At 44.3% G+C, this 25,853-nt stretch carries 26 protein-coding genes and 1 pseudogene; 17 read left to right on the top strand and 10 right to left on the bottom strand.

Features of this window, described 5'->3' with window-relative positions; all coding sequences use genetic code 11:
* Positions 1-37 precede the first annotated feature (37 nt).
* The gene (locus F597_RS0110445) at positions 38-724 is read right to left on the bottom strand and encodes a DUF421 domain-containing protein (protein WP_139224083.1); all 687 of its coding nucleotides are present in this window, start codon (positions 722-724) and stop codon (positions 38-40) included.
* Between the two features lie 177 nt (positions 725-901).
* Here F597_RS0110445 and ku point away from each other — a divergent pair, with 177 nt between their 5' ends.
* The 4 genes from ku (at position 902) to F597_RS0110425 (ending at position 5,985) form a co-directional block, all read left to right on the top strand.
* A complete protein-coding gene (ku, locus tag F597_RS0110440) occupies positions 902-1,675 on the top strand; it encodes a non-homologous end joining protein Ku (RefSeq protein ID WP_019539685.1) in 774 nt (257 codons plus the stop codon).
* On the top strand, positions 1,675-4,230 hold the full coding sequence (gene ligD / locus F597_RS0110435; protein ID WP_019539684.1) for a DNA ligase D: 2,556 nt from the start codon (positions 1,675-1,677) through the stop codon (positions 4,228-4,230). The genes ku and ligD overlap by 1 nt, the downstream gene beginning before the upstream one ends.
* Positions 4,231-4,280: 50 nt before the next feature.
* Positions 4,281-4,775: a CinA family protein gene (locus F597_RS0110430; protein ID WP_139224082.1), complete on the top strand. Its 495-nt coding sequence runs from the start codon at positions 4,281-4,283 to the stop codon at positions 4,773-4,775.
* A gap of 109 nt (positions 4,776-4,884) precedes the next feature.
* Positions 4,885-5,985 (top strand): DNA topoisomerase IB, encoded by a 1,101-nt coding sequence (locus tag F597_RS0110425; protein WP_019539682.1) that lies wholly within the window; start codon positions 4,885-4,887, stop codon positions 5,983-5,985.
* Positions 5,986-6,010: 25 nt separating this feature from the next.
* Here F597_RS0110425 and F597_RS20575 read toward each other — a convergent pair whose 3' ends face one another.
* A complete protein-coding gene (locus F597_RS20575) occupies positions 6,011-6,772 on the bottom strand; it encodes a YciE/YciF ferroxidase family protein (RefSeq protein ID WP_019539681.1) in 762 nt (253 codons plus the stop codon).
* Positions 6,773-7,535: 763 nt separating this feature from the next.
* Between F597_RS20575 and F597_RS0110410 the strand changes: the two genes are divergently transcribed.
* The 13 genes from F597_RS0110410 to F597_RS0110350 all read left to right on the top strand — a co-directional run bounded on the left by F597_RS0110410 (position 7,536) and on the right by F597_RS0110350 (position 19,872).
* Entirely contained in the window at positions 7,536-8,123 is a 588-nt protein-coding gene (locus tag F597_RS0110410; RefSeq protein WP_019539679.1) for a Yip1 family protein, read from the top strand.
* 19 nt (positions 8,124-8,142) lie between these two features.
* A complete protein-coding gene (locus F597_RS20570) occupies positions 8,143-9,477 on the top strand; it encodes an OmpA family protein (protein ID WP_019539678.1) in 1,335 nt (444 codons plus the stop codon).
* Between the two features lie 223 nt (positions 9,478-9,700).
* Complete coding sequence (locus F597_RS0110400) at positions 9,701-10,339, top strand: hypothetical protein (protein WP_139224081.1); 639 nt, start codon at positions 9,701-9,703, stop codon at positions 10,337-10,339.
* Positions 10,340-10,610: 271 nt separating this feature from the next.
* Complete coding sequence (locus F597_RS0110395) at positions 10,611-11,276, top strand: DUF4412 domain-containing protein (protein ID WP_157279085.1); 666 nt, start codon at positions 10,611-10,613, stop codon at positions 11,274-11,276.
* Positions 11,277-11,481: 205 nt separating this feature from the next.
* Positions 11,482-11,688 carry a hypothetical protein gene (locus tag F597_RS22585; RefSeq protein WP_169337976.1) on the top strand — a complete coding sequence of 69 codons (207 nt, stop codon included), beginning with the start codon at positions 11,482-11,484 and terminating at the stop codon, positions 11,686-11,688.
* A complete protein-coding gene (locus F597_RS0110385) occupies positions 11,627-12,202 on the top strand; it encodes a tetratricopeptide repeat protein (protein ID WP_019539674.1) in 576 nt (191 codons plus the stop codon). The genes F597_RS22585 and F597_RS0110385 overlap by 62 nt, the downstream gene beginning before the upstream one ends.
* 45 nt (positions 12,203-12,247) lie before the next feature.
* Positions 12,248-13,504 carry an Ig-like domain-containing protein gene (locus F597_RS0110380; protein ID WP_019539673.1) on the top strand — a complete coding sequence of 419 codons (1,257 nt, stop codon included), beginning with the start codon at positions 12,248-12,250 and terminating at the stop codon, positions 13,502-13,504.
* A 77-nt stretch (positions 13,505-13,581) separates the two neighbouring features.
* Positions 13,582-15,777: a leucine-rich repeat domain-containing protein gene (locus F597_RS21630; RefSeq protein ID WP_139224080.1), complete on the top strand. Its 2,196-nt coding sequence runs from the start codon at positions 13,582-13,584 to the stop codon at positions 15,775-15,777.
* A gap of 81 nt (positions 15,778-15,858) precedes the next feature.
* Positions 15,859-16,002 carry a hypothetical protein gene (locus F597_RS22370; RefSeq protein ID WP_019539671.1) on the top strand — a complete coding sequence of 48 codons (144 nt, stop codon included), beginning with the start codon at positions 15,859-15,861 and terminating at the stop codon, positions 16,000-16,002.
* Between the two features lie 40 nt (positions 16,003-16,042).
* Positions 16,043-16,900 carry a hypothetical protein gene (locus F597_RS0110365; RefSeq protein WP_139224079.1) on the top strand — a complete coding sequence of 286 codons (858 nt, stop codon included), beginning with the start codon at positions 16,043-16,045 and terminating at the stop codon, positions 16,898-16,900.
* A gap of 7 nt (positions 16,901-16,907) precedes the next feature.
* Entirely contained in the window at positions 16,908-17,231 is a 324-nt protein-coding gene (locus F597_RS20560) for a hypothetical protein (protein ID WP_139224078.1), read from the top strand.
* A gap of 117 nt (positions 17,232-17,348) precedes the next feature.
* Positions 17,349-19,283, top strand: a complete 1,935-nt coding sequence (locus F597_RS0110355) for a tetratricopeptide repeat-containing sensor histidine kinase (protein WP_019539668.1) — start codon at positions 17,349-17,351, stop codon at positions 19,281-19,283.
* Positions 19,261-19,872 (top strand): response regulator, encoded by a 612-nt coding sequence (locus tag F597_RS0110350; protein ID WP_019539667.1) that lies wholly within the window; start codon positions 19,261-19,263, stop codon positions 19,870-19,872. Before F597_RS0110355 ends, F597_RS0110350 begins: the two co-directional genes overlap by 23 nt.
* A gap of 34 nt (positions 19,873-19,906) precedes the next feature.
* On the opposite strand, the pseudogene F597_RS22700 reads toward F597_RS0110350, so the two are convergent.
* The 8 genes and pseudogenes from F597_RS22700 to F597_RS0110305 form a co-directional block, all read right to left on the bottom strand.
* A pseudogene (locus F597_RS22700) lies at positions 19,907-19,990 on the bottom strand (ATPase); the annotation flags it as partial.
* A 29-nt stretch (positions 19,991-20,019) separates the two neighbouring features.
* Positions 20,020-20,607, bottom strand: a complete 588-nt coding sequence (locus F597_RS20555) for an ATP-binding protein (protein ID WP_281167186.1) — start codon at positions 20,605-20,607, stop codon at positions 20,020-20,022.
* 209 nt (positions 20,608-20,816) lie between these two features.
* Positions 20,817-21,764 carry an MraY family glycosyltransferase gene (locus F597_RS0110330; protein ID WP_019539664.1) on the bottom strand — a complete coding sequence of 316 codons (948 nt, stop codon included), beginning with the start codon at positions 21,762-21,764 and terminating at the stop codon, positions 20,817-20,819.
* Positions 21,764-22,666, bottom strand: coding sequence for an NAD-dependent epimerase/dehydratase family protein (locus F597_RS0110325; protein WP_019539663.1), 903 nt, complete (start codon positions 22,664-22,666; stop codon positions 21,764-21,766). The genes F597_RS0110330 and F597_RS0110325 overlap by 1 nt, the downstream gene beginning before the upstream one ends.
* Positions 22,663-23,415: a glycosyltransferase family 2 protein gene (locus F597_RS0110320; protein ID WP_019539662.1), complete on the bottom strand. Its 753-nt coding sequence runs from the start codon at positions 23,413-23,415 to the stop codon at positions 22,663-22,665. Before F597_RS0110320 ends, F597_RS0110325 begins: the two co-directional genes overlap by 4 nt.
* Positions 23,416-23,426: 11 nt before the next feature.
* Positions 23,427-24,572: a DegT/DnrJ/EryC1/StrS family aminotransferase gene (locus tag F597_RS0110315; protein WP_019539661.1), complete on the bottom strand. Its 1,146-nt coding sequence runs from the start codon at positions 24,570-24,572 to the stop codon at positions 23,427-23,429.
* Positions 24,569-25,177 carry an acetyltransferase gene (locus F597_RS0110310; protein ID WP_019539660.1) on the bottom strand — a complete coding sequence of 203 codons (609 nt, stop codon included), beginning with the start codon at positions 25,175-25,177 and terminating at the stop codon, positions 24,569-24,571. Before F597_RS0110310 ends, F597_RS0110315 begins: the two co-directional genes overlap by 4 nt.
* A gap of 61 nt (positions 25,178-25,238) precedes the next feature.
* Positions 25,239-25,844, bottom strand: coding sequence for a sugar transferase (locus F597_RS0110305; RefSeq protein WP_019539659.1), 606 nt, complete (start codon positions 25,842-25,844; stop codon positions 25,239-25,241).
* Between the last annotated feature and the right edge of the window lie 9 nt (positions 25,845-25,853).

Here is a 25,853-nt window from a genome sequence, read left to right as displayed (position 1 = left end):
TAAAATGATAAGGGTGGGTGCCTGAGGGCATCTACCCTTATTTTTCACGATCTCCGGTTTGGGCTTTCACCCATTCATCATTTTCATTACAGTACTCGCACACATTCCTTTCCCCCTCGTTCATTATACGTGTATATCCGCAATAAGTGCAGGCATACATGCCGTGGTGTTTTATCTGTTTGGTTTTTTTCTCCAGATAGTTTGGCCATATTGGTAATCCCGCTTTTATATCCGGAGAGTTATAGAATAAAATACTTAGTTCACCGCTTGTTTCCAATATAGCGCTCTCTACTTGTCCCAGATGAAAAATATGCTGGTTTCGAAGTACCGAGAAAAATTCATCCATAGCCAATTCTTTATGTCTTAATGATTCTTTCGATGCTTTCCCTTCATGGATGATCTGATACGGTTTTCCTTCAAGGATCGTTTCTATTTTTTTCGAATGTTCGATCAATTTAGTGATGAGCCAATAAGTAAAGAAAACGATAATAAAAACCACCAGGGCATATACAATGCCTATTTCTTTGTAAATCATAGGATCGCCTGCTGCAGAGCCAAGTGCGATAATGATCAGTAGTTCAAATATAGAGAGTTGCTTTACTCCCCGTTTTCCCGTGATGCGCAGACCCGCAAAAAGAAGGAGGAACATTATCAGGGAGCGAAAAGCAATTTCTACAAGAAACATAAAGTCTTCAGCGCCGAATAAAATATCTTGCCAATTCATAATTTCCATTTTTTAATTTAAGTGGTTATTATCCATTGTACTCCATCTTCTAACAATAGATAATAAACGATTGTTTACCATTGAACCTGCCACACATGTTTATTATTGAACCAAGCCTTCTTTATTACTGTTCTATATAAAAACGATGGTATAACATGGGTATAAGAATAAAGTCATATGAAATCTATTTGGAATGGAGCTATCGGATTCGGACTGGTTAATATTCCCGTCAAGATGTATTCCGCAACAGAAAGCAGTACGCTCGATCTGGATATGCTGGACAAGAGCGATCTGTCTAATATCCGCTTTAAGCGGGTGAACGAAAAGACCGGTAAGGAAGTGGAGTGGGATAATATTGTGAAAGGCTATAAGCTCAATGACCGTTATATTGTACTGGATGAGGAGGATTTTGAAGCTGCAAGCCCGGAAAAAAGCAAAGTGTTTTCTATTCAGCAATTTGTGGATGAAGACGAAATAGACAGCGTGTATTTTGAAGCTCCTTATTTTTTGGAACCTCAAAAAAACGGGGAAAATGCTTACTCGCTACTGTTACAAGCATTGAAAAAGACCCGCAAGGTAGGTGTAGGCACATTCATTATGCGCAACAAGGAAATATTGGGTATTGTAAAGCCCTATCACGACGTTCTTATTATCAATAAGATACGTTTTCCTGAAGAACTTCGTGAATACGAAGAATTGAATATCCCTCCTAAAAAAGTTAAACCCAATGAGTTGAAAATGGCAGTTGCCCTCATCGATCTAAACTCGGAAACATTTGACGGAGAACAATATAAAGACACTTATAGCGCTGATTTACTGAAGATCATCAAACAGAAAGCGAAGGGACAGAAGCTGAAAGTGGCTAAAGGAGCGGAACCCACGGATAGAACCATCGACTTGATGGAAAAACTGAAAGCAAGTCTGGAAAAATCAAAAAAGAACATCTCCTGATGGCACTGGATAAATATAATAAGAAGCGTAACTTCAATCAAACCTCCGAACCAAAAGGGGAAACTGTTTCAGCGGGTGCTGATTCTTTGGATACAACTTCTGCGGATACCGCTTCTTCTGACAATAGGCATATTTTTGTTGTACAACGACATGCGGCTACCCGGCTGCATTATGATTTCCGGCTCGAGATGGAAGGTGTGCTCAAGAGCTGGGCCGTCCCGAAAGGCCCCTCACTCAACCCTACTGATAAACGGCTGGCTATAATGGTAGAAGACCATCCTTATTCTTACCGCACCTTTGAAGGAACTATTCCTGAAGGCAATTACGGAGCGGGCGAAGTGGAAATTTGGGATGAAGGCACCTATGAGCCCCTGCTTCGCCGGGAAGGTAAGACGGACGAAGAGATTTTGCTGGAAGGATTGAACAAAGGTTCTGTTAAAATTATTCTCCACGGAAAAAAGCTAAAAGGCGAATTTGCTTTGGTAAAGATGCATACAGCGAAAGAAGCTAATGCGTGGCTGCTCATCAAGCACAACGACTCGTATGCCGTACATGAAAATTACGATGCCGAAAATTACACATCCTCAAAATCCAAGATAACAAAACTGGTTGGAAAGAAATATAAAACTTCCGCTCCTTCCGGAACAGCTTCGAAAAAGAAACGTCCTCCGGCTTTGTCTCTTTCAGGGCAGGAAAAACTTTCCCAGTATATCAGGCCCATGCTGGCAATTACCGGTGAAGATCCGTTCGACAGTGAAGAATGGATATTTGAAATCAAATGGGACGGGTACCGTGCCATTGCCGATCTTACCGATGGTTTACAGTTCTACTCTCGTAACGGATTATCGTTTCTCGGCAGATATCCCCTTATTGAGGCCGGACTTGGACAACAGACGCATCAAATGATCGTGGACGGAGAGATTGTGGCATACGACAAGAACGACAAACCCGATTTTCAGACCTTACAACACTTTGCGGATAATCCGCAGACGCCACTCATTTACCACGTGTTCGATTTGCTTTTCCTGAATGGGTACAGTACGAAAGAGCTTCCTTTGCTCCAGCGCAAAGAACTACTGAAAGAAGCACTCACCGAAACATCGCATGTGAAATTTTGCGATCATGTGGAAAACAAGGGTAAAGAATTTTATAAAGCCATACAACAAGCCGATTTGGAGGGAATGATCGCAAAGAAGAAATCGAGCCTCTATATCGAAGGGGTACGTACAGCGGAATGGGTAAAAATAAAGAATCATCAGACAGATGAAGCTGTCATCGCCGGTTACACCGAACCGCGCGGTTCGCGAAAGTATTTCGGGGCACTTATCCTGGGTAAATACAGAGAAGGAAAGCTATATTACGCGGGACATACGGGAACCGGATTCAGCAAAAAATCGCTCAAAGAGATACATATCTTGTTGCAACCTATGGTAACCGAAAAAATACCTTTCACAACCAAGCCTCCTACCAATGCCCCGCCCACGTGGTTAAAACCGGAAACGGTGTGTACCGTGAAGTACTCCAGAATAACCGAGGACGGTCTTTTTCGCCAACCCGTATTTATAGGTATCCGGGACGATTTGAGCGCTATAGACCTCTACCACGATAGTCTCCCGGGGACTACTGTACAACCACAGGAAGGGGAATCGGCTCCTGCTTCGTCGGCCGGAACAGTAGACAAAATGAAATACACTCATCTCGATAAACTCTACTGGAAAAAGGAAAAGATTACCAAGGGTGAGTTAATTGATTACTATCTGTCCGTGAGCGAATATATTTTACCGCATTTAAAAAACCGCGCGCAATCATTACACCGCTTTCCCGACGGTATAGACGGATTGAGTTTCTACCACAAAGATGCCGGAAAAAATGCGCCGTCATGGGTGGAAACAGTCTCTGTTTTTTCGGAATCCAATAACAAGGAATTGGAATACATTGTCTGTAACAACAAAGAAACACTCGGATATCTCATCAATTTAGGCTGTATTGAGCTTAATCCATGGAACAACCGGATAGAAAATCCTGGTAATCCCGATTACCTGATCATTGATCTTGATCCCTCGGAAAAAAATAGCTTCATTCAGGTTATCGAAGCAGCCCAAGTGACCAAAGAAATACTGGAGATATGCCAGGTACCGGCATATTGCAAGACATCGGGAAGTACGGGCATTCACATTTTTGTACCCATGGGTGCGCAGTACACTTACGACCAGGTACGCGATTTTGCCCATATTGTCGTCCGGTTCGTGGAGCAGAGATTATCCGGTACCACTACTTTAGAACGCAGTCTACGAAAGCGTGGCCCGAAAATTTATCTGGATTACATGCAAAATCGGGAAGGACAAACCGTGGCAAGTGCTTACAGTGTCCGTCCCAAACCCGGAGCTACAGTTTCTATGCCGGTTGAATGGGATGAATTGACGAAGGATCTGTCCATAGGTGATTTTTCCATTCACAACGCCCTTTCTCGTTTGGCAAGAAAAGGTGACATCTTCTTACCGGTATTGGAAAAAGGTATTGATTTAAAAAAAGCAATAGACCGATTGGTAATGTGATTTTCACGTCATCCGCCAACCTCGTCGATTTATTTACTAACGATATTTATATGAATATTTTTGATCATAATAAAATAAACCAAATCAGCCGATTATTGCAAAAGAGGAAGCAAACCATTGCCGCTGCCGAAAGTTGTACCTCAGGACTAATACAAAATGCTCTTTCGCAGGCTACAGAGGCTACTTCTTTTTTCCAGGGAGGTATGACGCTTTATAATTTGGGACAAAAAGCGAAACACCTACATGTGAATCCGGTTTTTGCCGAGGCTTGTAATTCAGTGAGTAAAGAAATATCCGATAAAATGGCAGTGGAAGTAGCATTGGCTTTCAATGCCGAATTAGGGCTAGCCATTACAGGATATGCACAACCCGTATCCACTCTTTCTATAAAGGATTGCTATGCCTATCTAGCTATAGCGGAAGACTCAAATATAATTTTATCCAAAAGAATCAAGGGAGATCCTTTAAAATCCCTGTTTGAAAATCAATATATTTTTATGGAGAAATCGATGGATGGATTATTGGAAATTTTAAAGAAAAAATAAGTCGATAAGGCCCATTTGAACATTTTCGTTAAGCTAAATGAATAGAGACCGAACTTGTTCGGGCTCTATCATAGTGAGGAAATGACTAATTTGAATGAATAAATCCTTTATGAAGCGAACAGATAAAGAGGACGATCTTACCCACGCAATATCGTCCGGAAAAATAGCCCGGATACTCTATGATCCCCAAAAAACGGCGAAGGCAGTCAACCTGGTATATGTTACCGATGATCGGCCGGGAATAATACGTAAAAAACGAGGGAAAACGTTTCGGTACTTTTTGGACGGAAAAGAAGTGAAAAATAAGGAAGTGCTGGAAAGGATCAGGAAACTGGTTATTCCCCCCGCCTGGGAAGATGTATGGATATGCGCGTTGGAAAACGGCCATCTTCAGGCTACCGGTATTGATACTGAAAAGCGAAAACAATACCGGTATCATCCTGCATGGGTTGCATTGAGAAACCATACTAAATATTACCGCATGGTACAATTTGCACATGCTTTACCTCGCATAAGGGCGAATGTCGAAAAAGATCTTGCGCGTCACGGGCTTCCGCAGGAAAAAGTACTGGCTGCGGTGATCAGTCTTATGGAACGTACCAACATGAGGGTAGGGAATAGCAGTTACGAGAGATTGTATGGCTCGTTCGGACTTACCACGCTTAAAGACAAACATATTGATGTAAAAGGAAATGCGATCAGGTTTTCTTTTAAAGGTAAAAAAGGCGTGCTCCAGGATATCACTCTGCGGAATGCAAAACTGGCACGAATTGTGCAACGATGCAAGGAAATTCCCGGTAAGGAATTGTTCCAGTATTATGATGAAGACGGGAAACGCCAAACCATTGACTCCGGAATGGTAAACGATTATATAAGAGAGGTTGGCGGAGAGGATTTTACCGCCAAGGATTTCCGTACCTGGGGCGGAACGGTGAACGCTTTTTTGGCATTCAGGGAGTTAGGCTGGGGTGAAACGCAAACGGAGCAAAAGAAAAAAGTAGTGGAAGCACTCGATAAAGTAGCTGCATATTTGGGAAATACGCGCACAGTCTGTAAAAAATATTACGTGCATCCACTTATTATAAGTTTGTACGAAAACGGTTCGCTTCATGAATATTTTGATCAGCTCGATAAAATCGAAGAAAACGATAACCGGACAGCTCTGACCAAAGAAGAAAAAATTATCCTTTCTATTTTGGAGAAAGGATAATTTCCAGGATAACTTCATATCCTATTTATTTGTAGGCTTCATCATCCTCTTCTTCGTACAAGTCTTCATCTTCATCGGTGTGCATCGGGTATTCGCTGTCTGAATCACCCTCACGATAGTCGCCATGTTCTCTTGCCGGATTATAATCATTGATTTGTTCCTCGACTGGATCATAGGGGCTCCCAACGCCATTTCCGCTTTCTTCTCCTTCTTCTTTTGCTTCTTCATTTACCGATTCAACCGCCAATTCCGTTAAGCCTACATCGGCCGACTTTTCTTCTTCGAGTGTCTCTTCAAGAATGTCGGCCGCCTCATCCAAACCGAGTGTTCGAGCCAATTCGGCAAGACTCCCGTAAGTGGCGATTTCATAATGCTCTACTTTTTGGCAAGCAATAATAATTGCCACATCGCGCACCATGCTGCCCTCTTCAGTATCTTCGAGCATGGTTTCCCCTTCTTTGAGGATACCGATGATAGCTTCGCATTTCTTTTTGGAAGGTTCTTCGCCGACAAGTTGAAATACTTCTTTCAACCTTTCTATTTGTTCTTCGGTTTCTGTATGATGGTACCGGATACTTTCCTTGAGGGATTGAGAGATGGCGGCTGACTCCATCTTGTCAAGACCTCTTAAAATTTCACCTTCCGCAAAATAAATGTCTTTCAATTCTTCCACGAAAAATTCTTTTAATTTTCCTTCAAATTTTTCGTTAAAACGAGCATTTTGTCTTTTTTTTGTAATATCTTTGCTCTGCGATTGGCTACTAGCCGATTGATTAATTGAGTCCATAGATTTGATAATTTTTGGATTTTCAGCCGGAGTACAGCCGAGAACTGCACTCCGGCTTCTAATTTATTGGATTGATTAAATAATTTGATAATTTGGATTTATCCCTATTATCTGTTTTTCGGCCCGGATTTGTTATCCGAATTTTTGTTACTCCTTGAACCAGATTTATTATCCTTGTTCTTGTCAGTGTGGGACGTAGAACCAGATTTGTGGTCCTTGTCTTTGTTTGTTTTTTTTGAGTCCATAATTGATTTTCTAATTGAAATACCTGATTCGGTTCAGATACATTTATACAACTATTGAGAGAAATGATTTGTTCTGTGAGAAATTTAAGATTGAATTTTATTAAGTATTCAGAATGATCATTTTATCTACGGCTTAATTTATTTGTTGTGGGTCCTATCCTGCAAAATAATAGATTATATCTTTGTATAACTCTTTTTTCCATTAATCTTATCTAACATATCTATTTTAATATATAAGATTCTTTTTACGATAAACTGCGACCTGAATTTTCTCACATTAACGAAATTATCCTCCCTCTCACTTTCTTTCAAATAAGTGGCTTTCATACGGAAGGCCGGATAAACGTATCTCAATTTTTTGAATATTCCTGAAAAACCCGAAAAAGGGGGTGAAATTGAATATTTCACTCCATTTATTTTTGTGTCGACAATTCTATTATTTATCATAAAACCGGTGTGATGAAATAATCATGGAAAGTGCATGGAATATACACTTTAATAAAAAATAAACTAATCGTATGAACACAATTCAGAGAGCTAAAAACATTCTGAGGACTCCCAAAACAGAGTGGGATCTGATATCGGAAGAAAACAACGGACATGTAAAATTACTGACCGGCTATTTGATTCCGTTGGCATTGATACCGGCAATAGCTGGTTTTATCGGGTACGGCCTTATCGGTTATAGTGTGATAGGTATTCAGATCGGGTCGATTGGTTTTGGAATACGTCAGGCCTTAGTGTCATTTATTTCTACAGTGGGCAGCGTTTATCTGTCAGCATGGGTCATCTCTTTCCTGGCTGATAAATTCGATTCATTGAAAAGTTTCGATAAAGCGTTCGAACTGGTAGTTTATTCCTATACGCCGATGTGCGTAGCCGGCATTTTGCTGATTTATACCCCTCTCTCCTTTCTGGTTAGCCTCGGTGGGTTGTATGGCCTGTATTTGTTATACGTAGGCCTGGTGCCTATGCTACAAACGCCCGGAGAAAAGAAAACACCTTTCTTCCTTGTCAGCCTGCTGGCCATAGTTCTTGTATCTGTGATCCTGTCGGCCATATTGGGCGCCGTGATTATTTCTTCAATGAGAACATTTATCTATTGATTATTTAAAACAAAGCATCATGAAAAAATTAGTATTCTTCATTTCCCTGTTTCTCCTTATCGCTACACAGGCCGATGCGCAAAGCTGGCTCGATAAAGTGGGGAAAAAAGTGGAAAACGCAGCGAAGCGTACCGTAGAAAGAAAAGCCGAGCAAAAAACAGAAGACGCAGTGGGTAAGGCTGTGGATAAGGCGATCGACAAAGACACTTATAAAGAGTCGGAAAAAGATAAAGACGTGGAAACGATCGAATGGACAGAGATGGAATCGGGTGAAATCGAAAAATCTGCCGGCAGCAAACAGGGTGGGGCGCCTAAACTGGAAGCTTATTCCAAATACGATTTTGTGCCCGGCGACCAGATCCTTTTTTATGAAGATTTTTCGCAGGACGCCATCGGCGATTTTCCCGCACTGTGGACAACTAATGTCAGCGGGGAAGTGAAGACCATCAATATTGCTCCTGGCAAGTGGTTGCAGAACACAACCAGCAGCGGGGAATTTGCCTACCTCAAAAATCTGGACCTGCCTGCTAATTTTATTCTCGAGTTCGACTACATACCCTATTTCAGTGAGGAGGCCCAGCAAAAGAATCCAAACAGGAGTAACTGGTATGCTACCGGCGCTGTGAAGCTCTACAGTGATAAACCCGGGAAGGAAAAAGAGTTTGATGGTGGTCTGTTTCCGGGCGATATGGGATTGAGAATACATTTTAGAAAAGATTGGTGGAGTATGGACGCTTATGATTATAATACAGAGTATAGAAGTATGGATGCTAAAAGCGAGAGGAATTGTGTCGTGTCCGAACAGGTCAACCATATCATCGTATGGGTGCAGAACCGCAGGGTAAGGGTTTATCACGGCGGTGCGAAAGTAATGGACGTGCCTACAATGCTTGCGCCGGACACAAAACTGACACGTTTGCGCCTGGACAATGCCCACGAAGACAACCGGCCCTTCTTCTCAAATATAAAGATCACCACTGCTTCGCCCGATACGCGCAGCAAACTTATCACCGAAGGAAAATTGATTACCTATGGTATCACTTTCGATGTGAATAAGGATGTAGTAAAACCTGAATCCTACGGTACACTGAAAAGCATTGCCGATGTACTGGCGGAAAATCCCGATGTAAAGGTGAAGATTATAGGGCATACCGACAGTGATGGTGCCGATGATGCCAACCTCGACCTTTCACGCCGCCGCGCCGCTTCGGTAAAGAGCGAATTGTCCAAATCGTTCGGCATCGATGCTTCACGTATGGAAACCGAAGGAGCGGGCGAAAGCCAACCCATAGCCCCGAACGATACCTCGGAGAACAAAGCCAAAAACCGTCGCGTAGAATTTGTGAAGCAGTGAGAGCAAAGCTGAGCTTGCTCAAGCTTTGCCGAGTCGCGAAACAAAAGGACGAAGTCAATTTGTGAAGCAGTGAGAGCAAAGCCGAACTTGTTTGAACTTTGCCGGGTCGTGAAGCAAAAGAACAAAGTTAACTTGTGAAGCAATGAGAGCAAAGCCGAACATATTTGAGTTTTACCGGGTAGTGAAACAAATGAACGAAGTTAATTTGGAAAACTGTAAAATCATGAAATCAACTCCTAAAAAACTATTGACTGCGGTAATGGTTGTCACCGCCTTATTGGGCGGAGGGAAAGCCGGAGCGCAACCGGAAGTGATCCGTTCGCCGCAACCGCCGGAGGTATTCCGTCAGTTGGTGCCGCAAGGCGCCGTTATTGATGTGGCCGAAACGACCAAAACACCTGAATACGGAATGGGAACGGTAACTTTCGCTGCCCGCCGGACAGGAAAAAATGGACGTTTTGAAACAAATTATCTCTTTGAACTTACCATTGTAACGGCACGAACGATTGAATCGGCCGAAAAATGGCGCATGATGTACCGGCAGGATCTGGAAAGTAAAGCCGGCAGCAAAATGAAGGAAGAAAATTCAACCGTAAACTGTGAAAACGATCCGCCTGAATTAACCGGATATCCATGGGGATCAGGAGTCAGGCAGCGATCCGTCTGCAAAGATACAGACGGGAATAACATCCGGAACGAAATATATTACGACGGTACTTATTATGGCCTGATTGAGGAGGACGGCGGAGTCTTCAAATTATTCACACTGACTGTGAAATATGGTGAAAACCCCGGAGAGGTTGGCGAATGGACGGAAAAAGCAGTGCAATTGATATCGGAAACCGGTCTTGATCAACTATAATAATATGCCGGATAACATTCAATAGTTATCACTATAATAAACGTCACAAATAATCGAATCTTTTTAAAGTGCAAACGTTTGAATAATAGTAGATTGTCTTCGATCTTGATTCTTGACTCTTATGTCTTTTATTATATCTATTGATAAAGTTTAATAAAGAGGAACGTTTTCGTTAAGCAATACGAACAGAAGACAAGCTTGCTTGAGCTATGCCATAGCAAGAAATAGTCTAATTTTAATGAACTATATAAACTTCAATTTTTTCAAACATATGAAACACAAATCAATTTTACTCATAACGTTCTGTCTTACATTAATTACGCTCTGTGCGTGTAACGGAAAGAAAAAAAATCACGACGGACAGGATGTGTCGGTTACTGAAATGAAAGCCGATGTCAAAGCAAAAAAATATCCTTTCGAAAAAGGAATCGTCTATCAGAAAACAAGCGCCATGGGAATAGAAAGTAATCCCGTAGTTTATTTTGACAAATGGGGTGAATGGGAAGCAACCGAAACCGTGATCGAAATGGAAATGATGGGACAAAAAATGGTCACCAGGGAACTTGAGATCACGAAAGGCAACGACTACTGGAAAATCAACCTCGAAGAGAAAACAGGTGTTCATTTCAACCGGCCGCCGGCCATTAGCCCGATGGGCATGGATATGGAAAAAATATCGAAAGAAATGTTGGGAGAGATGAACATAGAACTTCTCGGTGAAGAGACTTTTCTGGGTTATCCGTGCAAAAAGTACCGCTTGCAAAGCGACAAAAACACTTTAGGTATGGAATACCTGCTCTACGGCAACCTGATGATGAAAATGAAAGGTGAAGCCATGGGGATGCCAGTTACTACCGAAGTAATCAAAATAGAAACCGTGGCACCTCCGGCCGAAAAATTCGAAGTGCCGGCGGATGTCGAAATTACGAAATATTAGATAATTTATCAATGTACCAATCCCGATGAATCGGGACAACTTGTCCCGATTTTTCGGGAAGTAGTGACAAACAACTGTTGGCTACGCCGATTTTAACTACATCGATTGTTAATTCAACTCAATGGAACGAGATGTAGTTAAATGTGGTATAAGGCAAGAACTGGAATGTGGTGAACAACTGCGAAATACTTAATGGAGGAAGTTTATGAAACGTATATTCATTCTTTTATTGCTGTTCTCTTTCACGATCGTTTCGGTTTTTGCACAAAGCGCGGAGATCAAAGCAATTATGGAAAAGGCGCGATCCGGAAAACAGCTTTCTGACGACGAAATGCGAAAGTTACGTCAGAATGGCAAAAGACCTGATGGCGGTCTATGGGACACGTTCGGGACAGGAAGAGGAATTAAATAAATTGTTGGAGTCCGCTTCCAAACCTACCGACGGCGCCGATATGGGAGGTATGCTCATGGTTGTCGGCGCTGGTTCCGCCTGTGTTTATACCACTGCATGGAGCGCAGTTCAACAACCCGACGATATTTTGACCGCGAACAACCTCGGGGTCGCCCTCAAAGACATGGGTGAACTCTCGCAGGCGCTGCAGGTACTCAAATATGCGGAATCACTCAAACCAAACGCTGCGCTTATTCAGGGTAATCTGGGATGGGTCTACTGGGAAGCGGGTGAACTGTCGCAAGCCGCAACTCAATTCAGGAAAGCATTGAATATTGCTCCCGACATGGTTTCGGCAAACCTAGGTATGGGGTTGTCGCTGAACTGCCAGGGCAAAAAAGCGGAAGCGGAGGAATACCTGCGTAAAGCTTTGAAAGAACGTCATTCTACCATGGGTATCATGGCTTACCGCCAAAACGTACAAACCGGCAAACCGGGACAGGATGCCAGGTACCGCTTAGCAGGCAGGGATTAAGTAGAGTAATGTTGTCAATAGGTGAAATTAAAATACTGTAAATCAATGAAAACAGCAAAATTCCACGATTTGAAATCTCCCCGGAGGGCGTTTACTTTCGGGAGAGTGAAATGGCTACTGGTGATGGCGGCGCTACTGCTCGCGGTTGCACCGGCTTTGGGGCAACCCGCCAGACCGCCCGCGCAGAAAGTGGAGTCAATCTCTGTCAGCCCCACCACGATGCACCTGAAAATGGGCGAAAGCGCTCCGTTGAACGTTACCATCGTGCCTACCGATGTGAAGTTGGATTTCTGCACAAGCGAAGATGCCCGCATCGCATACGAGCGGAATGGCAGGATATATGGCGGCTCCGTGGAGGGCACCACCGTCATCACCGCCTATGCCGGCCGAGGTGCCAAAAGTGCCACCTGCACCGTTACCGTCACCAAAAAGGAAGAGGTGAAGTACCCGTTGTGCTACGAAGTGAGGATAAACATCACGGTGCGCACGGTCACGATCTCTCCGTCGGACAGGAATCCCGCGCCGAAACGGGAGGAGATCATGCAGATAAAAGGCTCAGTGGTGGGCGAAGTGGTGAGGGGAAGGATTGAGAAAATCGCCTCCGACACCGACTACTGGTGGTATTTAAGGGATAAAGGACACACCCCCGTTTTTATCGCCAACAGCGATTATGAGGTAAAGGACGACGATTTTAACGTGGTGTTCAATAAACGGTGCCCTTTGCAGGTAAACATAGAACGGACGGAATGGGACTACAAGGATTTCTCCCGCGACGGTATGCAATACGTGAAGACGCTCGATTACCGCGCGGCGGGGATCAACGACAAGCAAACCATCCAGATGGGTATCCACCCTTATTATGAAATGGACGTCCATGACCCTGATCCGGTATTAAGGCCGGTAATCAGGCAGTATGTCGTTGCGCTGAACGTATTAACCTATACGGAGCATTTCGCAAAACCCATCCCGGGCAACGGGCGTATGCTGAGATGGGACGACCAAAAGATGAAGCTTGAACCGTACGGCAATGAGGTGTCGGTAGATGTACTGGGGCGGATATCAAGCCGGGAATACGATGAGCATGTTACCCCGCCCCTGATTGGCGAAATCCCGCTGAATCAATATTTCCTGAACCCTTCGGGCGGCACCAAAAAATTTATCCTGACCGGGAAATCCTACGAAGAGGGGAACAGGAGAAGCACTGAGATAAATGTGACGCTGGAGTTCAGGTGCATCGCCGACGTGAAAGCCACTTCCACTATTGATCCACCCCCGCCCCCGCTGGAAGATTGGGAACGCTGATAAAGTTCCATTGAATTGATCATTCATCAATTACTTAAAACAATTCAACGACTCAACAACTTAACAATTCAACAAAAATGACTAAACAACACCTACTCACCTTGTTGTTCCTTGCCGGTCTGTTATTCGCAGGCTGCCAGAACGACGACATGGCCGTGCCGGCACCGGAAACCGGTAGCGTGCGTACTTTGAAGATCACGGCATCGATGCCTTTGGAAGGGGATGTCGGCACCCGTGTGACCGCTTCGCAGAAAGAGGACAGCAAAAACATCGAATTGCGCTGGAAAGAACGCGACGTCATTCAATTCTACTTCAAACAGGAAAATAAAATTATTAAAGGCGACGCGATATTGCTGCTGAATTTTTCTGCTGATGGTAAACGCGCTGAATTTACCGTACCCATTCCCGGCACGGTAAATACGGCATATCCTTTCGATCTCTATGGCGTGCATGGCGCCCAATCCGCCATTTTGGACAATGCCATCGTACTGGATGGCCGCCCTTCCGGCTTCCAACCTCTCGACAAAATAGCCGTACCCATCTTTTTCAAAGCGCAGGACCTGACGGATGTTACTGCGCTCGATGTGACGTTCCGCCATTACGGTGCCTTGCACGTGGCTACGCTCAAAAATAGTTCCCCATTCGGGCTGTCGCCCAGGAACATATTCCTGAGTATCACCGGTAACCCGTGGTTCCATCTGGAAACGGAACAAACGATCCCTGTATATGACCTGGTCTCAGAAACGGTATTGCAGAAATTAATCACGTTTGATCCACTTCCATACCAACCCCTTGCTCCCCTTGTGTCGGGCGACAATGCAAAACTCGCGCAATGGGTAATGCCCAACGGGCAAAACCCGCCCGGATTTGCCTTGGCGATGACGTTGGACCAGGGCCAGACCATACAGTCCGGAACCAAACCGGCGCGTACCCAGCCATTGATACCTGGGCACGCCTATCACCTGTATACCCTGTGGAACGGAAGCTCTTTCGCTTTTTCCGATGAAGCGGCAACCAAACCCTCTTCCATTACTTTTACGACAGCCAAAACCGCCGGGAATACTATTGAATTAATAATCGGTGCATTTGCACCCTCTCTCGACGGCATATGGCTGGATTTGAACAATAACGGTAAAAAAGAGGAGGGGGAGTCCGTGACGCAATTAAGCACCAAGGTTGCTTATACTATCGGCGCACAAACCATCACCCTCTACGGAAATGTCATGGAGTTCCACTGCGACCACAACCAACTTACCAGGCTGGACATCAGCAATAATCCGGTACTGACCGGTTTGTTCTGTTACAGTAACCAACTTACGGAATTGGATGTATCGAAGAACAGTGCCTTGTACTCGTTATATTGTAGTGATAATAGGCTCACCGGACTGGACGTGACTAAAAATAACGACCTTATGTCTTTAAGCTGTGGTCACAACCAACTCACGACATTGGATGTGACACAAAATACAGGGCTACAAATTTTGAATTGCATCGGCAATCAAATCAGTACGTTAAATGTTCGGAGCAATACCGCTTTAGAAAAATTGGAATGTTCCAGAAATCGACTTGAGACATTGGATATAACAGAAAATGCAGGGTTGATATTACTGGATTGCAGCCGAAACCAACTCACGGCATTGGATGTGACTAAAAATCCCTCCTTATCCACATTGTATTGTTATGAAAACCTGCTCACGGGGTTGAATACCACGAATAATACCGGTTTATCAGCATTGAATTGCATTGACAATCAACTTACGGCATTGGATGTAACAAAGAATACCGTATTAAACTCATTGTCTTGTAGCAGTAACCAACTTACGGCGTTGGACGTGACAAAGAATACCGCACTGAAATCTCTATATTGCTCCGATAATCAGCTTACTACGTTAAATGTTGGCGGCAATACCGTGTTAATTACATTGTTTTGTGATGGCAATCGTCTTACGGAGTTGAATACCCTTCATAATACGGATCTGACCGTTCTGTACTGCTACCGTAATCAACTCACCTCGCTGGATATAACGAATAACACCAAATTATTCCATTTAGCGTGTTACCTGAATAAAATCAACGCGACGGAAATGGAGAAAGTGGTCAATGCCCTGCCCGTCCATTCGGAAAATACTACCGGGGTTTTTACGCCGATTCAAACCGGAAGCAGCAACCCCGCCGAAGAGAACGTATGCACCAAAGCACAAGTGACAACCGCAAAAAGTAAAAACTGGAAGGTAATGAACGCGGGTACCGGCCTGGATTACGGGGGTAGCTGAATGGATTACTTACCGTATGGGTGGACATCACAAATATCTAAAATCTTATTCGATACAAACACTAATTTATAAAAAAATAGTATGAAAACGGAAAAAGAACAAACGACAGGCCTTCGGGAAGAGAAACAATACCAGAAGCCGGCTATCGAAATCATCGAAATGGAATTGGAACAGCCTGTCCTTGCAGGCAGCACACCGCCTGACATGCCGGGCGGCGACTGGTAGGATTAAAAAGCCCATGTTTATTTATCAATTATTCGAACAAATGAAAACCAAACAACATCTATTCAACCTGTTGCTCTTTACGGGCATATTGCTCGTCAGTTGCAACAGTGACGATGTTTCAGTTCCGGTACTAACCCCCGGAACCGGGCATACCCTGAAACTTACGGTATCCATGCCTTCGGAAGGGAATCCTGCTACCCGTGTAGCCGCTTCGCAGAAAACGGATAGTAAAAACATCGAACTGCGCTGGAAAGAAGGCGACAAAATTCAGCTCTACTTTAAACAGGGGGACAATATTAAAAAAGGAGCCGAAGTAACCGTGCAAAACTTCTCCAACGACGGAAAACGCGCCGAATTTGACTTGTCCATTCCTGAGGGTATAGATACGGCCAATCCTTTTGACCTCTACGGTGTACACGGTGTATTATCTGCCATTTCGGACAATGCTATTGTATTGGACGGCCGGGCTTCGGGTTTTCAACCCCTGGATAAAATAGCCATACCCATCTTTTTCAAGGCGCAGAACCTCACGGGCGTTACGGCACTCGACGTAACGTTCCGCCACTACGGTGCTTTGCACGTGGTTACACTCAAAAACAATGCTGCTTCCCGTTTGGAACCGAAGAGTATATTCCTGGATATTGATGGTACCCTGTGGTATCATGCAGCTTCGGAACAAACGATTCCGGTATATGACATGGTTTCGGAAACATTATTGCATCAGGCAATATCGTTTGAACTGCCTGCATCCCAATCCCTTGAGCCCATTGCCTCCGGCACCAACACCAAACTGGCGCAATGGGTAATGCCCAACGGGCAAAATCCGGCTGAATTTAATCTGGCGGTAAGGTTGAATGATGATCAGATAAAATATTCCGGCATTGTATTGTTACGATAACCGGCTGATGGCATTGAATATAAGTAATAACCGGGATTTAGATATGCTGGAGTGTAACGGGAATCAACTTACCGCGTTGGATATAACAAATAACACAAAATTACGCCTGTTGACTTGCTACATGAATAAAATCAACGCGACGGAAATGGAGAAAGTGGTCAATGCTCTCCCCGACCTCATGGGAAATTATGAGGGAAGTTTTACGCCCATTCAAACCGGAGGCATCCCCACTGATGAGAACATATGTACCAAAGCACAGGTAACAACGGCAAAAAGCAAAAACTGGAGGGTCACAAACGCGGGTACCGGCCTGGATTACGAGGGAAGCTGAACAACATTGAAAAATTCAAAATAAATAGATGAATTTAATTCTTTTCCGGGCAACAACGTATTGATAATTAGCATATCTTTACGGCAAATCCTGGATTAACGAAATACTGTGACCGCAATGAAAAATCTGGCTTTTATCCTTCTGTTATTAGCTGCCTGTGTAGAAGCGCACGGCCAGAATATTGATTCGCTCCTTCGCGCCGCAAGGGTGAATCCCGACACCGCTGTTATCAATCGGCTGTATGAAATCGGATATGAAGTGGAAATGCGCGATCACGGAGCGGCGAAAAGAATTTACCGTACGGCCGGAGAACTTAGTGAGGAGATAGACTATCCGATGGGGCGCATCCGGTTCGCTTCCAATTACACCTACTTGCTCAACTTAGAAGGGAAACTCGATTCTTCCCTCACCATCAACCTGAAGGCATTGGAGCTGGCACGTGAAATCGGCAATGAAGAAAGAATCAATGTCGCCTTGGTCAATATCGGCAACGTATACCACTACAAGCGTTTGTACAATACAGCGCTGGAGTATTATATCCGGGCGCTTCCCTGGTTCGAAAAAGCCGGTAACCGTAAAAACCTTGCGACGCTGTACGATGTAATACAGGTGTTTTACCAGCGTACCGAACGGCCCGAACAGGGGATTGTGTACGGAAAGAAAGCGTTGGAACTGATGAAAGATTATCCCGATGACATCATCCGCGGACATATATTAATTAATCTTGCCTCGCTCTATTCGAACTGCGTTCCGAGAAGATGGGAGGAGCATCTGGAGTGTCTGAAAGAGGCATTGCGCATTGCGGAAGCAACCGATTATATAGATATGAAAGCTTCTGTGCTGAACAATCTGGGGAATTATTACCTGCAAAAATTTGATTATAAAACCGCGGAGCTATACGGGCAGGAGGCGTTGGTATTGCACGATTCCATAGGAGATATGACCGGTTATCTGGTAAGCCTCAGAGGACTTGCTCTTTGCAATTTACAGAAAGGCGATTATGAAAAAGCCGAGGCATACGCTCAGGAAGCCTTGATACTCGCACAGGAGCAGGAATGGGATGTCGAAGAACGCAAATGTTACCAGATCCTTGCCGACCTTGCCCTTCTGAAAGACAGAGATTATGTGAAAAGTCAAAAGTTGATTTTCAAATTCGATTCTCTCGGCAATGAGATTTTGAACGACAATATCTGGCGCGCCAACGAAGAATTGAAGATAAAATACGAAACCGAACAAAAGGAATTTCAGATCGCAACGCTTAACGAAAGGCATAAATCCACCATTTTGATAGGGATTATCGGTGGTGCGGCCCTGGTATCGGGAGTGTTGGCGCTGCTCTTTCTTTGGCTTTGGACTAAACAAAAACGCCGAAAGACAGAATTACAACTGAAACAATTGGAACAGGAGAAGCAGTTAGTAGCCACTCGTTCTGTCCTTGAAGGAGAGATGCAGGAACGCTCCCGCCTTGCCCGTGACCTGCACGACGGATTAGGGGGGATACTCTCTGCGGCGAAGATCAATATGAGTGAACTAAAGAACGGGGCTTTGCTGGAGTTTCCCGATGTAGAAGGTATCAACCGGATCATGGGTTTGCTGGACGAGTCGTTACGTGAATTGCGGCGGGTTGCCCACCATCTTATGCCGGAATCGTTAAGCCGCTATGGATTAAAAACAGCCCTGTCCGATTTTTGCCGTACCGTGGAGAAGATCGAGTTTGCCTGGTTCGGTGAAGAAGAACGTTTGGAGCATCAGTTGGAGATAGTGGTGTACCGCATTGTACACGAGTTGGTGAATAATGCGTTGAAATACTCGGAAGCGACCCGTATCCTTGTGCATATTGTCCAGGACAGGGATCGTATTTCATTGACAGTGGAAGACAACGGGAAAGGTTTTGATATTTCTGCAGCCACGACCGGTACGGGATTGCAGAACATTCGCACGAGAGTAGCTGCGCTGGAAGGGAATATGGATATCTTTTCGACCGAAAATGAAGGGACGGAGGTACATGTCGAATTAAAAATCAAAGCCGATGATACGGGTACAGATAGTTGACGACCATCCGTTGGTGGTGGAAGGGTTGGAAAGGATCATCAATGACTCCGGAATAGCGAGGATCATCGGGAAGGCTCATTCTTTGAAGGATTGTTGGAGAATGCTTGCCCGCGCCACTGCCGATGTGTTGCTGTTGGATATCGGGTTGCCTGATGGCAACGGGATCGATGCCTGTGCGCAGATACTGAAAAAATATCCCGGCGTGAAGATACTGATGCTGACAAGTTATGCCGAGTTGAATGTCATCACCCGGTCACTGGAAAACGGGGCACTGGGTTATGTGCTGAAAAACTCCACTGTGGAGGAAATTATCGAAGGGATTTGTACCGTAGCTCTGGATGAGCGGTTTTTATGTGAAGAAGTAGATCTGCTGTTGCGTACCAAAAAGGAAGACACCATATCCCTTTCCCGGCGGGAGCGTGAACTGCTCAGACTCATTGCCGAAGGGCACACCATGAATACTATCTCCGAGATAATGTGCATCGGCTACGAAACCGTTAAAAGCTACCGTAAGAATATCATGACCAAACTACAGGTTCCCAATACTGCCGCCCTGATAAAATATGTAGTGGAAAGGAAGATTGTGTAGAGGTTATCCACCTCCTTCAATGGCGTTCTTCTCACCGTATGGACAGAGGATCGGAATTTCCAATGATCGCATTGCGTATGCCGTTATCATAAAAATACCATTTGCCTGCTTTTGTAATCCCGCCATGACATTGTTTGCATCTCCAAATTACAGATTTTCCTTCAATAGAAAATCTCTGATATAAAGATGCTTTACTCCTTCTATAGAGTCTCTCCAAAAATCGTCCATCGTAACCACATATTTAGGATATTGGTCATTAACAGACAAAAGGTTCCCAAATTCCCTTTCTGTTGTTTGTTCGTTTTCTAATTTATATGCTACTTGTACATATATTTTTTCGCCTTGTCTTTCGGCAACAAAATCAATTTCGCTGTTTTCTAATTTTCCGACATATACGCTATATCCTCTTCTCTTCAGTTCCAGAAAAACGATATTTTCTAATATTCCGCCAATCATTCTGTCACGGTTTCCCATTGTTGCATACATAATAGAAATATCGCCTACATAGAATTTCTCCTGTGTTTTCAGAATTTCCTTTACTTTAATGTCGTATCGGGGAACACGGTACAGGATAAATGCACCTTCCAAGGCATTCAGGTAATTATAGACCGTATTGAGGTCTATTTTACGTTGCTGGCTTTTGAAATAATCCGCTACATTTTTCCCCGAGAAGGTATTCCCAATATTGTCAAATGCGTATTTTATGACACGTTCCAACAACTCTACATCCCGGATTTTATACCGTTGATAAAGGGGGTAAGCTGTGCTATGTAAGTAGGCCTTAATATCATTTTTTTATGGTTATAACCGCAAAAATAATAATTTAAATTCATTTGTTGTGGGTGTAACCCTAATATTTTTTCTTTTACTTCGGAAATCACGGTGCTGATTTCCAGACGACCAGTGTGTGCCACTGTCCTGCGGGGATATGGATGCCGTGCAGATTATACTGTTTTCATTAATCGGAATTTCATTCCGTAGATGCCGACTAATGTGACTGCCAGTATCAGGAATATCCACCATCCCACAATGGGGTAAAGGGCAATGATCAGTGTGGAACAAAGCAGTTGAGCCATGAAATAAGACAAGGAGACCGTCCTGTGCCCGGTTTTCTGTTCATTAGCCAGTATCTGGTAGAAATGCAGTCGGTGCGCCTCCATGATATTCTGTTTCAGGTAAATCCGGTGTAGTATTGTGCAAACCGTATCCACTCCATACACTAACAGGAAACCGATCCATACCAGGTTTTGCGTTTTAATGATCAGTAGTAGTAACAGGATTACGATCCAGAAGGCGATGCCCACGCTTCCCACATCGCCCGCGAAGCATTTCGCCCTTTTCCTGAAGTTGAAGAACAGGAATACCAGTGAAGCGAGTAGGGGAAAAAGCAGGAAATCGTTATCGGTGAAAGGTTGTATATATATGTTCACATAGATCATCGGGAGCAGTACCGCCAGCGTGTACAATCCCGTCATGCCGTTGATGCCGTCCATGAAGTTGTATGCGTTCATAATGCCCGTAAACAGGATATATCCAATCACAATAGCCCACCAGGGATAGCCCCCGAATATGTCTGTCATGTAAAACACACATGTCATGGCCAGCAGGGGGATTATTAACCGGATATTTTGGCTCAGGCCTTTTATATCGTTCCAAAGGCTGATTCCTGCAATGATGGTGATACCTGTAAAAAACCACACCGCCGCTTCCGATGGATTGAGCAACACGTAAAGCAGGGCGGCGACCCAGTAGATAATACCTCCTCCACGCAGAGTAACCTGCGTATGCGAACTCCTCTCATTGGGCCTGTCCACAATGATATAATGATTGGCGATACGAAAGTAAAAGAGTTCCGCGGCGAAAAGAATAACTATAATTAAAAGGTACACCATTATTGTATTATAAAATTTTCCAATACGCTTAACGGTTCCCAACCCAATATTTTTTTTGCTTTTTCATTGGAGAAAGTAAGTGATTCGGTCATCTTTAGCAATCTCCGGCTGTTAAATGGGGCTCTCTTGCCTAACAGGTCTCCCGCCAGTGCCATGCCACGGGCTATCGGTAAGGAAATAGAAGAAGGAGGTCTTTTCTTTAGCTGTTTGGCGATCAGTAATTCCAACTGCCTGAACGATGGATGATCACTATCGCAAACATTATATATCCCCCCATTTTCAATCAGTGCCGGTAATAAACGGGCAATATCCTGTACCATTAAGATACTTTTTCTCACGTTGCCTCCTCCAATCGAAAAGTATTTGCCCGTTTTTATACCGTTAATCATTGCTTCGAGGTTTCCCGGCGGATTGGGACCTGCGATGACAGAAGGACGGATAATACTTAATTTAACGTTGTGGTAAGTGCACCAATCCGTCAAAAACTGTTCAGCCCGGATTTTGCTTAAGGCATAGGGAGTCGTCCCGTTAAGCGGATAATTTTCGGTGATATTTTCACCCTTGTCCAATCCGTACACCGCTACCGAACTAATATAGACAAGTGCTTTTGGAATGCCGCTTTTATCCAGTGCCCTGCAAAGATTCATTGTTCCCCTGTAATTGATATTGAAAAAAATTTCATTTTCGTCTTCACTCTTAGGAACGGTATGCACTTTACCGGCGGCATGGAGCACCACGTCGAAATTCTCCTGCAAACGGGGAACGGTAGTTGATAAATCCAGCCTGTAATCGCCTTCCCTGGTTAATCCCATCGTCTTTACCTCGAAAGAAGCGTTTCGAAGCAATGGTATCAGGTTGACACCTACAAAACCGGATGCGCCTGTCAGTAAAAGCCTCCTCATCGTTTTATATACTGTAATAATTTGGGAATTAACCGGTACACAACATAAAACCGGGGAGGAGCAAAGCCATTAAGTGCAAAAGCTTTCATGCATTCAAGATTCTGCTGTCTTATATTTTTCCAATTCTTGTTCGTAGCGCCCCCCGATCGCATTTTGACAGAGGTATAGTCGATATATTTCGTTTTGATTTTATATTTCTCAAAAAGGCGCAGCATCAGTTCAAAATCCGCAGCCAGGGGGAGGGTTGGTGTAAACAAGCCATATTGTGTGTACACTTCTTTTTTCAGGTAGAGTGTCGGATGAGGAGGATGCCAACCTTTAAAAAAACTGTTTTGTTTAAAGGGATTCGATATCCAGTGCCTTAAGATGCTGTTGGGGTTATCACGTTTCACGTAAAATAAATTACTGTACACCCCATTGATAGAACTGTCAATAGTAAATTCCGCTACAATACGGGAGATGACATCGTCGGTAGCGAAAAAATCATCCGCATTCAGGAATCCGATAACCTCTCCGGTAGAAGTTTCTATTCCTTTATTCATGGCATCATAGATACCTTTATCGGGTTCCGAAATAACATGGGCTATTCTATTGCCATAGCTCTCGACAATATCCATTGTATTGTCTTTGCTATCCCCGTCCACGATGATGTGTTCAATATCGTGATAATCCTGCGCGAGCACGCTTTCAATCGTTTCGCGTATGGTTGCAGCGCCATTCAACACTACGGTAATCACGGATATTTTCATCTGTCGTTGATTTATGCTTTTCCTGCCGTTTCCCGGACGACATCAGCCACTCGTTGGATATCCTCGTCGGAGAGAGAAGAGCCGGAAGGAAGGCAAAGCCCGTTATCGAACAGTTTTTCCGCAGTATTGCCGCCGTAATAGGGAGTCCCGGCGAATACCGGTTGCAGGTGCATAGGCTTCCATAGCGGGCGCGTTTCGATGTTTTCCTCTTCCATTTTCATGCGGATATCCTCACGGCTGAAACCCGCCACATCCGGGTTCACGACAATGCAGGTAAGCCAGTGGTTCGAGTTGAAGTCGGCGTTTGGATTCACGAGGAATGAAACGCCCGGCACATCTTCCAGCAACTTCCTGTATAACGCGTTGATCTCCCTCCGGCGGGCGACATGATCCCGGAGCACCAGCATCTGCCCCCGTCCAATACCCGCGCAGATGTTACTCATACGGTAGTTGTAGCCGATATGCGAGTGTTGGTAGTGAGGCGCCTGATCCCGTGCCTGTGTGGCGAGGAATTTGGTGTGTTTTGCTTCCTCTCCGGTACGGCATACCAATGCACCACCTCCAGAAGTCGTGATCATCTTGTTGCCGTTGAACGAAAGGCAGGCAAATTCGCCGAAAGTGCCGCATTTCCGGCCTTTGTATTCCGACCCGATCGCTTCCGCCGCGTCTTCAAGTACCGGGATCTCATACTCCCGGGCAATCGCCATGATTTCATCCATTTTGGCCGGCATGCCGTACAGGTGTACCGGGATGATCGCTTTGGGCTTTTTTCCCATTTTGGCGATCCGATCTTCTATGGCTTCCCGTAAGAAACCGGGCGACATGTTCCACGTGTCCGGTTCGCTGTCCACGAATACAGGATCTGCGCCCAGATACTTTATCGGGTTTGCGCTGGCGCTAAAGGTAAAACTCTGGCAGGCCACCTCATCGCCGGGGCCAACACCCAGTTGGATCAATCCCAGGTGAATTGCCGCCGTACCCGCACTCAAGGCTACGATATGCCTCTCCTGTGCAAGAAATGCTTCCAAATCCTTTTCAAATCCATCCACGTTAGGGCCTAAAGGCACCACCCAGTTTGTGTCGAAAGCCTCCTGAATAAATTTCTGTTCATGTCCCCCCATATGGGCCAGTGAAAGCCATATTCTCTTATTGTTCATATATTTATTTTCTTTACAATTCTCGCAGGATTTCCTAAAACCAATACATTATCCGGTACATTTTTCATTACCACCGCACCGGCAGCAACCAGACTCCATTTTCCAATTTTTATTCCGGGAATTACTACTGCTCCTGCACCTACCTGGCTTCCTTCATCCACTGATACAGCGCCGCAAAGTGTCGCATTGGGGGAAATATGTGCAAAATCTCCTATTACACAATCATGATCTACAGAAGAGGAGGTATTAATGATACAATGCTTTCCGATCTTTACACTCGATTGTATAACAGCCCCTTGCATCACCACTGTGCCTTCACCGATGGATGTGTATTCAGAAATAATTGCTGACGGATGGATCGCCTGACCGTAATTGATGGTCTGAGGAAGTTTTTCAGCAATCTTTTTTCTAATATTATTTAATCCGACGGAGATAATTAATTCGTCGTCTCCTAACCGCTCCGCATCGAAAGATCCGAACACAGAATAATCCAGAAGTGATTTTAGGTCCGGATCATCATCAAAAAGCCCTGAAATAATGATTCCAGAAGCTTTTAACGAATCAATAATAACTTTGGCGTGGCCGCTTGCACCGTAGAGATACATCTTGTTAAATATAAAATGACGAATATTAGCGTGTAAAAATACAATGGAGAGTTATGTTGAATCAGTTCCCTTTGAATATCTCCATCGTGGCGTTGGTATCCGAATTGATTCCTTCACGTTTGAATACTTTTTGAATTGTACGTGCTAATATTTTCAAGTCCAAAGATAATGAAATATGATCCACATACCATACATCATATTCAAATTTCTGTTCCCACGATATGGCATTTCTACCATTTACCTGCGCCCAACCGGTAATGCCGGGGCGTACTTCGTGACGGCGCCGCTGAAATTCATTGTAGAGTGGGAGATACTGTACTAAAAGGGGGCGTGGCCCGATTAGTGACATGTCCCCCTTTATCACGTTCAGCAATTGAGGGATTTCATCTAGAGAGGTAGAACGTACAAAGCAGCCGACCTTGGTCAACCGCTCTTTGTCGGGTAATAAATTGCCCGATGCATCCCGTTCGTCGGTCATTGTTTTGAATTTGATCACTTTAAATATCTTTCCTTCCTTACCCGGCCGTTTCTGGGTAAAGAAAGCACCGGCACCTTTGTTAACGAAATGCAATCCGATCATCAATGCCAAAAATACCGGACTTAGAATAATCAATCCGGTCAACGCAATTAGAAAATCGACTAGGTACTTAAAGAAATATTTGTACATAATCTCATT

Source organism: Proteiniphilum acetatigenes DSM 18083 (assembly GCF_000380985.1).
GTDB lineage: Bacteria > Bacteroidota > Bacteroidia > Bacteroidales > Dysgonomonadaceae > Proteiniphilum > Proteiniphilum acetatigenes.
This window is presented reverse-complemented; position numbering and strand designations above follow the sequence as displayed.